This window comes from Streptomyces ficellus, from assembly GCF_030406405.1.
Lineage (GTDB): Bacteria > Actinomycetota > Actinomycetes > Streptomycetales > Streptomycetaceae > Streptomyces > Streptomyces ficellus_B.
The window spans coordinates 1-11,427 of sequence record NZ_JAUEPL010000067.1 but is presented as its reverse complement, the minus strand read 5'-3'; the positions used below and the strand labels follow the sequence as shown (position 1 = coordinate 11,427).

The 11,427-nt window shown below is 71.9% G+C and carries 9 protein-coding genes and 2 pseudogenes; all 11 read left to right on the top strand.

The genetic code is table 11. From position 1 onward, the window contains the following. A partial coding sequence (locus QWM81_RS28700; RefSeq protein ID WP_290115406.1) for a CoA-transferase occupies positions 1–290 on the top strand: 290 nt, incomplete at its 5' end. A gap of 20 nt (positions 291–310) precedes the next feature. Further along, complete coding sequence (gene pcaH / locus QWM81_RS28695; protein ID WP_290115405.1) at positions 311–1,084, top strand: protocatechuate 3,4-dioxygenase subunit beta; 774 nt, start codon at positions 311–313, stop codon at positions 1,082–1,084. After that, positions 1,081–1,662: a protocatechuate 3,4-dioxygenase subunit alpha gene (pcaG, locus tag QWM81_RS28690; protein ID WP_290115404.1), complete on the top strand. Its 582-nt coding sequence runs from the start codon at positions 1,081–1,083 to the stop codon at positions 1,660–1,662. Before pcaH ends, pcaG begins: the two co-directional genes overlap by 4 nt. Then, entirely contained in the window at positions 1,659–2,915 is a 1,257-nt protein-coding gene (gene pcaB, locus QWM81_RS28685; protein WP_290115403.1) for a 3-carboxy-cis,cis-muconate cycloisomerase, read from the top strand. Before pcaG ends, pcaB begins: the two co-directional genes overlap by 4 nt. Continuing rightward, positions 2,912–3,646 (top strand): annotated as a pseudogene (locus QWM81_RS28680) (alpha/beta fold hydrolase); the annotation flags it as partial. The gene pcaB and the pseudogene QWM81_RS28680, both read left to right, overlap by 4 nt. Before the next feature lie 250 nt (positions 3,647–3,896). Next, on the top strand, positions 3,897–5,234 hold the full coding sequence (locus QWM81_RS28675) for an extracellular solute-binding protein (protein ID WP_290115402.1): 1,338 nt from the start codon (positions 3,897–3,899) through the stop codon (positions 5,232–5,234). Continuing rightward, positions 5,231–6,235, top strand: a complete 1,005-nt coding sequence (locus tag QWM81_RS28670) for a carbohydrate ABC transporter permease (RefSeq protein ID WP_290115401.1) — start codon at positions 5,231–5,233, stop codon at positions 6,233–6,235. The genes QWM81_RS28675 and QWM81_RS28670 overlap by 4 nt, the downstream gene beginning before the upstream one ends. After that, positions 6,232–7,062: a carbohydrate ABC transporter permease gene (locus QWM81_RS28665; RefSeq protein WP_290115400.1), complete on the top strand. Its 831-nt coding sequence runs from the start codon at positions 6,232–6,234 to the stop codon at positions 7,060–7,062. The genes QWM81_RS28670 and QWM81_RS28665 overlap by 4 nt, the downstream gene beginning before the upstream one ends. 30 nt (positions 7,063–7,092) lie before the next feature. Beyond that, positions 7,093–8,637 carry an arabinosylfuranosidase ArfA gene (arfA, locus tag QWM81_RS28660; protein WP_290115399.1) on the top strand — a complete coding sequence of 515 codons (1,545 nt, stop codon included), beginning with the start codon at positions 7,093–7,095 and terminating at the stop codon, positions 8,635–8,637. Positions 8,638–8,849: 212 nt separating this feature from the next. Continuing rightward, on the top strand, positions 8,850–9,833 hold the full coding sequence (locus QWM81_RS28655; RefSeq protein ID WP_290115398.1) for an arabinan endo-1,5-alpha-L-arabinosidase: 984 nt from the start codon (positions 8,850–8,852) through the stop codon (positions 9,831–9,833). After that, positions 9,815–11,267: pseudogene (locus tag QWM81_RS28650) on the top strand (family 43 glycosylhydrolase). Before QWM81_RS28655 ends, QWM81_RS28650 begins: the two are co-directional and overlap by 19 nt. Positions 11,268–11,427 lie beyond the last annotated feature (160 nt).

Sequence of the window (11,427 nt, the reverse complement as noted above, 5' to 3'; positions counted from 1 at the left end):
GGGCGGTGCCGGGCAGGTTGGTGACCGGTATCGGCGGGGCGATGGATCTGGTGCATGGTGCCCGGCGGGTGATCGTGACGATGACCCATACCGCGAAGGACGGCAGTGCGAAGATCGTGGAGGAGTGTGGTCTGCCGCTGACCGGCCGGGCCTGTGTCCACCGGATCATCACCGACCTCGGGGTCCTGGACGTCACCGACGACGGCCTGCTCCTGGTGGAAACCGCCCCCGGCGTCACCGCCGAAGAGATCCAGCACAAAACCGCCGCTCCCGTCCGCACGGGCCGCTGAGGCCACAGGAGTTCACCGACATGGCACTGACCCAGCAGGACATGGACAACGAGATCGCCCGGCACCGCGAGGCGTACGAGAAGTCCGTGGCCGAGGGGGCCCCGCGGGCCGACCACCCGCCGCGCGACTACCCCCCGTACCGCTCCAGTCTGCTGCGCCACCCCCACCAGCCCCTCGTCGTCGTCGCCACCGCACGCGACCCGGAAGCCGTGGAACTGGGCTCGCCCGCCTTCGGCGACACCGACGTCACCGAGCTCGACAACGACCTCACCCGCCGGCACCGGGGCGAGCCGATCGGTGAACGCATCACCGTCACCGGCCGCGTGCTCGACCGCCACGGCAGGCCCGTACGCGGCCAGCTCATCGAGCTCTGGCAGGCCAACGCCGCCGGCCGCTACGCCCACCAGCGCGACCAGCACCCCGCACCGCTCGACCCGAACTTCACCGGCGCCGGCCGCACCCTCACCGACGACGACGGCGGCTACCGCTTCACCACGATCAAGCCGGGCGCCTACCCGTGGCGCAACCACACCAACGCCTGGCGGCCCGCGCACCTCCACTTCTCGGTGTTCGGCACCGCGTTCACGCAGCGGCTGGTGACGCAGATGTACTTTCCCAACGATCCGCTCTTCCCGTACGACCCGATCCTCCAGTCCGTCACGGACGACGCCGCCCGGCAGCGGCTGGTCGCGACGTACGACCACAGCCTCTCCACGCCCGAATGGTCTCTCGGCTACCGCTGGGACATCGTCCTCGACGGGCCCGCCGCCACCTGGATCGAGGACGGCCGATGAGTACGCCGCGCCCCACCCCGTCCCACACGGTCGGCCCGTTCTACGGGTACGCCCTGCCCTTCCCCGGCGGCGGCGAGACAGCCCCGCCCGGCGACCCCGACACGATCACCGTCCACGGCCACGTCCTCGACGGCGAGGGAACCGCCGTCCCCGACGCGCTCATCGAGATCTGGGGCCCCGGCCCGGACGGTGAACTGCCGCGCAAGGGCGGCTCCATGCGCCGTGACCCGGTGACCGGCGGATTCCTCGGCCGCAACGGCGTCGACTTCACCGGCTTCGGCCGCGTACCGACGGACGCCGACGGCCACTGGGCGGTCCGCACACTGCGCCCCGGCGCGCGCGGTGAGCACGCCCCGTACCTCAGCGTCTGCGTCTTCGCCCGGGGTCTGACCCACCACCTCTTCACCCGCCTCCACCTGCCCGAACCGGCAGACGCGCTCGCCGCCGACCCGCTGCTGGCCTCTCTGCCGCCCGCACGCGCGGCGACCCTCGTCGCCCGTGCCGAGCCGCACCGCACCTTCCGGTTCGACATCCGCTTGCAGGGTGCGGACGAAACCGTCTTCCTGGAGTTCACATGACCTACGAGGACGCCGGCCTCCTCGCCCCGGGGCGCGCGGGCGCCCCCGCCGAGGGCGCCACCCGCGACGCGGCGTTCCTGCGGGCGATGCTCGACGCGGAAGCCGCCCTGGCCCGCGTCCAGGCGCCCCCGGAGGCGAGCGAGGCGATCACGGCCGCCTGCGCCGGTCCCTTCGACGTACGGGAGTTGGCGCTGCTCGCCCGCCCCGGCGGGAACCCCGTGATCCCGCTGGTCGCCGAACTCACCGCCGCCGTACCCGAGCAGGCCCGGGAGTGGGTGCACCGGGGCGCCACCAGCCAGGACATCCTCGACACGGCCGCCATGCTCGTCGCCTGGCGCACCCTCGCCCTCATCCTGGCCGACCTGGAGCGCACCGCCGAGGCGCTGCGGGCGCTCGCCGCCGAGCACCGCGACACGGTGATGCCCGGCCGCACGCTCACCCAGCACGCGGTGCCGACGACCTTCGGCCTGAAGGCGGCGGGCTGGCGCGCCCTGGTGCTCGACGCCCGCGACCGCCTCACCGCCGTACGCGACCGGCTCACCGTCCAACTCGGCGGCGCGGCAGGCACGTTGGCCGCCTCGCAGGAGTACGGCGCCGATCCGCTCGCCCTGATGGCCGCGTACGCCCGCGAACTGGGCCTCGCCGAGCCGACCCTGCCGTGGCACACCCTGCGCACCCCGGTCGCCGACCTCGCCGGTGCGCTGGCCTTCACGGCGGGCGCGCTCGGCAAGCCGGCCGCCGATGTGCTGCTGCTGTCCCGTACCGAGACCGGCGAGGTGAGCGAGGGCAGCGGCGGTGGCTCGTCCGCCATGCCGCACAAGGCCAACCCGGTCCGCTCCACCCTCATCGCGGCCGCCGCCCGCCGCGCGCCCGCGCTCGCGGCCGTCCTGTACGGCTCGGTCGCCGCCGAGGACGAACGGCCCGCCGGCGCCTGGCACGCCGAGTGGGAGACGCTGCGCGACCTGCTGCGGCTCGTCGGGGGCGCCGCGCACCACGCCGCGTGGCTGGCGGAAGGGCTGCGCGTCCACCCCGGGCGCATGCGCGCCAACCTGGACCTCACCCACGGGCTGATCGTCTCCGAACGCCTGCGCACCCGCTTCCCCAAGGACGTGCTCGCGCGCGCGGCGGAGCAGGTCCGTACGACCGGCACACCGCTCGCCGACGTGCTCGGCGTGGAGCCGGAACTCACCGACCCCACGCGCTACACCGGCGCGGCCGGCCCCCTCACCGACCGCGCCCTGGAACGCCGATGACCCTGCTCCACCACATCGTGGAAGGCCCCGCCACCGCGCCCGCCCTCCTCCTCGGCCCGTCCCTGGGCACCTCCACCGCCCTGTGGGACGCCGTCGCGCCCACACTGCCCTTCCGGCGCATACGGTGGGACCTGCCCGGCCACGGCGGCAGCCCCGCCCACCTGATCGGCCCGGGAGCCACCGTGGGAGACCTCGCCGCGCACGTCCTGCGCCTGGCCGACGCGCTGTCCCTGGAACGGTTCCACTACGCGGGGGTGTCACTGGGCGGCGCTGTCGGGCTGTGGCTCGCCGTCCACTACCCCGACCGGCTGGGCCGGCTCGCCGTCGTGTGCTCCTCCGCCCACTTCGGCGACCCGGGCCCGTGGCGGGAACGCGCCGCCCTGGTGCGCCGCGAGGGCACCGCCCCGGTCGCCGCGACGGCGCCCTCGCGCTGGTTCACGCCCGGCTTCACCGACCCGCGCCTCGTCGACGACCTGCGCCGGGCCGACCCGGACGCGTACGCCGCGTGCTGCGACGCCCTCGCCGGCTACGACCTGCGCCCCGCCCTGCCCGCCATCACGGCGCCCACGCTCGTGCTGGCCGGCCGCGAGGACCCGGCGACCCCGCCCGCGCACGCCCGCGAGATCGCCGACGCGATCCCGGGCGCGGCCCTCACCGAACTGCCGGGCGCCTCCCACCTGGCCCCCGCCGAACAGCCCGCCGCCGTACTGGCCGCCCTGCGCGCCCACTTCGGCGAGCCCAGGGCCCGGGCCTGATCCGCGCCGGCCTGATCCGCGCTCGCGGCTTCGGCGGCCGGCCCGACGGTGTCCACGTCCATAACTGACATGTCGTCTGTTCGCCACGTCGAACCGCGTCCGGGAATTTGAGCAATGTCTGCGCGACTCATTGACGCGGATGATGTTCGATTCTACGGTCCCGTTCGAAGTTACGAGCGGCATTCGAAATGTCGAACGTTGGGCTAGCGAACATGGGGGGCTGGGTATGGCACGACCTTCCCTGAGCCGCAGGAGGGTCCTCGCCGGGATCGGCGGACTCGCGGCCGGCGCGGCGGGCACGACGGGAGCGGCCGGATGCGCCGCACCCCAGGCGGTCGGCGCCGGAAAGACCAGGCTCCGCTACTGGCACCTCTTCGGCGGCGGCGACGGCATCAACATGCAGGTGATGCTCGACGCCTTCCGCGCCCAGCACCCCCGGATCGCGGTCGAGGCCGCCACCTTCCAGTGGGGCGCCCCCTACTACACCAAGCTCGGCATGGCGGGCGCCGGAGGCCGGGCACCGGAAGTCGCCGTCCTGCACCTCGCCCGGCTCGCCGGCTTCGCCCCCGGCCGGCTGCTGGACCCCTTCGACCTCGACCTGCTCGCCCGGCACGGCGTGCGCCCGGCCGACTTCCCCGAGGGCATCTGGCGACGCGGCGGCGCCGGCGGCGAGCAGTACGCCATCCCGCTCGACACCCACCCCATGGTGCTCTTCTACAACACCGAGCTGTGCGCGAAGGCGGGTCTGCTGGGCCCCGGCACGACCCTGCGCCCCATCGAAGGAGCCGAACAGTTCACCGCGGCCCTGCGCGCCGTCAAGCAGGTCACCGGGCAGCCCGCCCTCGTCACCGAGACGCTCGGCTCGGACTGCATCGGCCCCTGGCGCCTGTTCTCCACCCTCTACTCCCAGTTGGGCGGCGCCGTCCTCTCGCCCGACGCGAAGAGCATCGCCCTCGACGACTCCAAGGCGCTCACGGCCCTGGAGTACATGCGCATGATCGTGGAAGAGGGGCTCGCCGTACGGCGGGTCGACTACGTCGGAGCGGTCGGCGTCTTCAACAACGCGAAGACCGGCTTCTACCTCAACGGCGAATGGGAGATCAGCTCCTTCCTCACCACCGGGCTGCCGTTCTCGATGACCCGCGTACCCAACCTCTTCGGCCGGCCCACCGCCCAGGCCGACTGCCACGCCTTCGTCCTGCCGCACCAGGACGGCCGAGGCGGGAAGACCAATGAGGCGGCCCACGCCTTCGTCGCCTGGATGCTCAAGAACACCGTCGAATGGGCCAAGGGCGGCCACGTACCCGCCTACCTGCCCACCCTGAAGGACCCGGAATACCTCGCCCTCACCCCGCAGTCCGCCTACCGCTCGGTCGTCGAGGACGTGGCACTGGACGAGCCCGCCTGGTTCGCCGGCTCCGCCTCCGTCATGTGGATCGAGCTGGGCGCCGTGTTCTCCGGCGTCCTCACCGGGTCACGGACGCCGCGCAACGCCCTCACCGAGGCCAAGGCCCGCCTCCGCACCCTGCTGGAGACCCCCAACCCCTTCGGAGCCGCCGTATGAGCGCGATCCGGAGCGCGGCCGGGGAGGCGGCCGTCAGCGCGCCGGCGGGCGCGACCGTCCGCACCTCCGCCGGCCCGGCCGTGAACACGCCCGCCGGCGCCTCCCCGGGCGCGGCCGTGCGCCGGCACTGGAGCGAGCACGGCCTCGTCTTCATCGCGCCCTTCCTCCTCGTCTACGGGCTCTTCCTGCTCTGGCCCCTGCTCTCCGGCATCGGTATGAGCCTGCGCAGCGACAACATCGCCGGTACGGGCGGCGAGTTCATCGGCCTCGACAACTACGCCGAAGCCCTCCAGGACGCCGGCGTCTGGTCGTCGCTGTGGAACACCGTCTGGTTCACGGTCCTGTCCACCGTCCCCCTCGTCGTCACCGGCCTGGTCCTGGCCCTGCTCGCCCACCACCTGAGCTGTGTGCAGTGGCTGTGGCGGCTCAGCTGGTTCGCGCCGTTCCTGCTGCCCTCCGGCGTCGTCGGCCTGCTGTTCCTGTGGGTCATCTACCCCTCCGACTTCGGCTTCGCCGACCAGGCGCTCGCCTCCCTCGGCCTGCACCCCGGCATCGGGTGGCTCACCGACGAGCGGTACGCGATGCTCTCCATCGTCCTGACCACCGTGTGGTGGACGGTCGGCTTCAACTTCCTGCTCTACCTCGCCGCGCTCCAGGCGATCCCGCGGCATCTGTACGAGGCCGCCGCACTCGACGGCGCCGGGCCCCGGCACCGGCTGCGCCACATCACCCTGCCCATGCTGCGCACCACCACGGGCGTCATCGTCGTCCTGCAGATCCTCGCCTCGCTGAAGATCTTCGACCAGGTCTACATCATGACCGGCGGCGGCCCCGACGACGCCACCCGGCCGATCCTCCAGTACGTCTACCAGGCCGGATTCACCGGCTACCGGATCGGCTACGCGTCGGCCGTCTCGTACGTCTTCTTCGCCCTGATCCTGATCGTCTCCCTGGTGCACCTGCGGCTGTCCCGCCGCACGCGTGAGGAGAACGCCCGATGAGCCCGCGCTGGACCCTCGGCCGGCTCACGCTGCTGGTCATCGCCCTCGCCCTGGTGGCGCTGTGGGTGCTGCCGATCGCGTGGGCCGTGGCCACCTCCCTGAAGCCGGAGAGCGAGACGGCGAAGACGCCGCTGGAGTGGATCGGCTCGACGCTCACGCTGGAGGCCTACCGGCAGGTGTGGAAGTCCGGCGACCTCACCCAGTGGCTGGTCAACTCCGCCTACACCTCCGTCATGACGACCGCGCTCACCGTCGTCCTGTGCGCGATGGCCGCCTATGGCTTCTCGCGCACCGAGTTCCGGGGCCGCAAGGCGCTGTACGGGCTGGTCCTCGCCGGCATCATGGTGCCGCCGCAGGTGCTGATCGCCCCGCTGTTCGCCGAGATGGTGCAACTCGGCCTCGTGGACACCTACTGGGGCGTCATCCTGCCCCAAGTCGCCGTTCCCGCCATGGTGTTCATCCTGGTGAAGTTCTTCGACGGCGTGCCGCGCGAGCTGGAGGAAGCCGCCTTCGTGGACGGCGCCGGGCGCTGGCGGGTCTTCTGGACGATCGTGATGCCGCTGTCCCGGCCGGTCCTCGCGGCGGTCGCCATCTTCACCTTCATCTCCACCTGGAACAACTTCCTCTGGCCGTTCCTCGTGACCACCGACCCCAACGGCATGACGCTGCCGGTCGGCCTGGTCAACGTCCAGTCGTCCTACGGACTGCGGTACGCCCAGATGATGGCGTCCGTCGTCATCGCGGGACTGCCGCTGCTGATCGTGTTCGCGCTCTTCCAGCGCCAGATCGTCCGCGGCGTCGCCCACACCGGCCTGGCCGGCCAGTAACGCGCTCGCCCCCCGAGAGGACCCCCCCATATGACCCTGCCCGCCCGCTTCACCCTCGATCCCGCCTTCACCGTCGGCGACGTCGACCCGCGTCTGTTCGGCTCGTTCGTCGAGCACCTGGGCCGGTGCGTCTACACCGGTATCCACGAGCCCGGTCACCCCGAGGCGGACGAGGCGGGTCTGCGCACCGATGTCCTCGACCTCATCCGCGAACTCGGTGTCACCACCATCCGCTACCCGGGCGGCAACTTCGTCTCCGGCTACAAGTGGGAGGACGGCGTCGGCCCGGCCGAGCACCGCCCGCGCCGCCTCGACCTCGCCTGGCGCTCCACCGAAACCAACCGCTTCGGCCTGGGCGAGTACATCGGCTTCCTCAAGAAGATCGGCCCGCAGGCGCAGCCCATGATGGCCGTCAACCTCGGCACGCGCGGTGTCGCGGAAGCGCTTGAACTCCAGGAATACGCCAACCACCCGGGCGGCACGGAACTCTCCGAACGCCGGATAGCGAACGGTGACAAAGAGCCCTACGGCATCCGGCTGTGGTGCCTGGGCAACGAGATGGACGGGCCGTGGCAGACCGGCCACAAGACGGCCGGGGAGTACGGGCGGCTCGCCGCCGAGACCGCACGCGCCATGCGCCAGATCGACCGGGACGTCGAACTGGTCGCCTGCGGCAGCTCCAGCCGGAGCATGGAGACGTTCGCCGCCTGGGAGGCGACGGTCCTGGCGGAGGCGTACGACCTGGTGGACTACGTCTCCCTGCACGCGTACTACGAGGAGACGGACGGCGACCGCGACTCCTTCCTGGCGTCCGCCGTCGACATGGAGGCCTTCATCGAGGAGGTCGTCGCCACCTGCGACCACGTCGGCGCACGCCTGAAGTCGCCGAAGCGGATCAACCTGTCCTTCGACGAGTGGAACGTCTGGTACCTGAGCCGCTTCCAGCAGCAGGCCGACGCCGAACCGCTCGACTGGCCCGAGGCCCCCCGCCTGCTGGAGGACAACTACTCCGTCACCGACGCCGTCGTCTTCGGCTCGCTGCTGATAGCCCTGCTGCGCCACGCCGACCGGGTCACCGTCGCCTGCCTCGCCCAACTCGTCAACGTCATCGCCCCGATCATGACCGAACCCGGCGGCCCGGCCTGGCGGCAGACCACGTTCTTCCCGTTCGCCCAGGCCTCCCGCCACGGGCGCGGCCGCGTCCTCGACGTCCGGGTCGACTCGCCCACCTACCCGACGCGCGCGTACGGCGAGGTGCCGCTGCTGCACGCCACGGCGGTACGCGGCGACGACGGCACCGTCACCGTCTTCGCCGTCAACCGGGGCCGGACCGAGCCGCTGCCGCTGGACGTCGCCCTGCACGGCCTGGAGCTGACCGAGGTGATCGAGCACTCCGCGCTGGCCGAGGCCGACCCGGACGCGCGCAACACCCTTGACGATCCCGAGCGCGTCACCCCCCACCCCGTCACCACGACCACGCTCACGGACGGCACCCTGCGCGCCGTCCTGGAACCGATGTCCTGGAACGTCATCCGTCTCGGGGCGGACGGCGCGACGGCGACGGGAGATGGCTGAAAGTGATCGACGGCAAGCGTTGACGCGGAAGCGCTTCAACCCTACGTTCCGTTCAAGCCTGTGGCCGAACCCCCCATTCCAGTCAGCCTGTTGAACAGCGCTTGCCTTCCCCCCACGCAGAAGGGCCGCACCCGCACGCGTACACATCGCCTCACCGCCCCTGAACGGCGGCGGCGTCTCCCCGCGCCGCCGCCCTCCCGGAGGAGCCCCCCATGAGCCGCACCTCGCTGTCGCGCCGCAGGAGGACCTTGCTGGCGCTGCCCGCAGCCGTCCTCCTCGCCCTCGTCCCCACCTCCGCGTCCGCCTACCCCGACCCCGGCCGCGTCACCGGCGACATCGTCGTCCACGACCCGACCATGCTGCGCACCCCGGCCGGCCAGTACCTGCTCTACTCCACCGGCGACGGCCTCCAACTGCGCACCTCCACCGACCGCGTCCACTTCACCCGCACCGGCTCCGCCTTCCCCACCCGGCCGTCCTGGTGGCGCAACTACAACTCCACCTCGGACGTGTGGGCGCCCGACATCTCATACCGCGGCGGAAGGTACTGGATGTACTACTCCGTCTCCTCCTTCGGCTCCAACACCTCGGCCATAGGACTCGCCCGCTCCACGACCGGGGCGCCCGGCAGCTGGACCGATCTGGGCGCCGTCTACACCTCCACCTCGTCCAGCGACTACAACGCGATCGACCCCAACCTCTTCGCCGACAGCGACGGCACGTGGTGGCTGTCCTTCGGCTCCTGGTGGACCGGGATCAAGATGATCCGCATCGACCCGTCGACCGGCAAGCAGCACGCGGGCGACACCGCGCGCCGCTCCCTCGCCTCCCGGCCCACCGGGACCAAGGCCGTCGAAGCGCCGTACATCGTCAAGCGGGGCGCCTATTACTACCTGTTCGCCTCGTACGACACCTGCTGCGCGGGCACCAGCTCCACGTACAAGATCAAGGTGGGCCGTGCCACCCGCGTCACCGGGCCGTACTACGACAAGAACGGCGTCAGCATGCTCGACAACGGCGGCACGCCCGTCCTGGAGAGCCACGGCCGCTACATCGGGCCCGGCGGCCAGTCGATCATGGCGGACAGCGACGGAGACCTGCTCGTCCACCACTACTACGACGGCCAGGACAACGGCACCCCCAAGCTCGGCGTCAACCTTCTGAACTGGAGCAGCGGATGGCCCGTCGCCTACTGACCCTGCTCGCCGCCCTGGTCCTCGCCCTGGGACTCGGCAGCGGCGGCACCGTGAGCGCGGCCGAAGGCCGCCCGTACACCAACCCCGTCAAGGCGCAGAAGGGCGCCGACCCCTGGATCGCCCACCACCAGGGGAACTACTACCTGGTCACCACCTCCTGGACCAACGTCATCACCATGCGCAGGTCGCCGACCCTGGCGGGCCTCTCCACCGCGCCGAGCATCCAGGTGTGGCAGGGCGACGAGGCGTCGCGCTGCTGCAACATCTGGGCACCCGAGATCCACTTCCTCAACGGCCGCTGGTACCTCTACTACACGGCAGGGCAGGACGGTACGGACTACGGCTCCCAGCGCCTGCACGTCCTGGAGAGCGAGGGCGCGGACCCGCAGGGCCCGTACCACTACAAGAACCGGCTCTCGCACTCCTCGCACACCGGCTGGCTCATCGACGGCAGCGTGATGACGGTCGGCGGCCGGCTCTACCTGCTGGCCAGCGCCTGGCAGGGCAGCAACCAGAACCTGCTGATCGCCCCGATGTCCAACCCGTACACCGTCAGCGGCGCCTTCGCCACCCTCTCCAGCCCCACCTACGCCTGGGAGAAGTCCGGCGCCAACGTCAACGAGGGCGCGCAGGTGCTGCAACGGGGAGGCAAGACCTTCATCGTCTACTCGGCCGGCGGCTGCTGGACGCCCGACTACAAGCTCGGCATGCTCACCCTCACCGGCGGCGACCCGCTCTCCGCGTCGTCCTGCCAAGAAGCCCACGCCCGTCTTCAGCCGCGACGACGCGAACGGCGTCTACGGCCCCGGACACAACGGCTTCTTCACCTCCCCGGACGGCTCCGAGAGCTGGATCGTCTACCACGCCAACGACGCCGCCTCAGACGGCTGCGACAACAACCGCACCACCCGCGCCCAGAAGTTCACCTGGAACGCGGACGGCACGCCGAACCTCGGCACTCCGGTACGGCTCGGCACCACCCTGCCGGGCCCTTCCGGCGAGACGGCCGCCACCCCGCGCACGTACACGCTGGTCAACCGGGGAAGCGGCAAGTGCCTGGAGGTGGCGGGAAGTTCGAGCGCGGACGGAGCCGACGTGCGGCAGTGGAGCTGCGACGGCGGCGCCAACCAGCGGTGGCGCGTGGAGGACCTCGGCAACGACACCAGCGTCCTGGTGAACGCCGCGAGCGGCAAGGCTCTCGACACGGCGGACTGCTCCACGGCGGACGGCGCCGATCTGCGCCAGTGGAGCCGGCTGAACAACACCTGCCAGAGCTTCCGCCTCGCGATCACCGCCGGCGGCGGCTGGGTCCGGCTGATCAATGCCAACAGCGGCAAGGTCGCGGACGTCGCCGACTGCTCGGGCGCGGACGGGGCCGACGTACGGCAGTGGACCTGGCTGAACAACGCCTGCCAGCAGTGGCAGGTGCGGTAGGAGGCCCCCGGGTGGGCGGGCCCAGCACTGCCGGGTCCAGGGCGGGCGGCCCCGGGGCGGGCGGGCTCAGGGCTGCCGGCCTCCGGGCGGGCGGGCCCAGCACTGCCGGGCCCAGGGCGGGCGGCCCCCGGGTGGGCGGCCGCAGGGCTGCCGGGCCCAC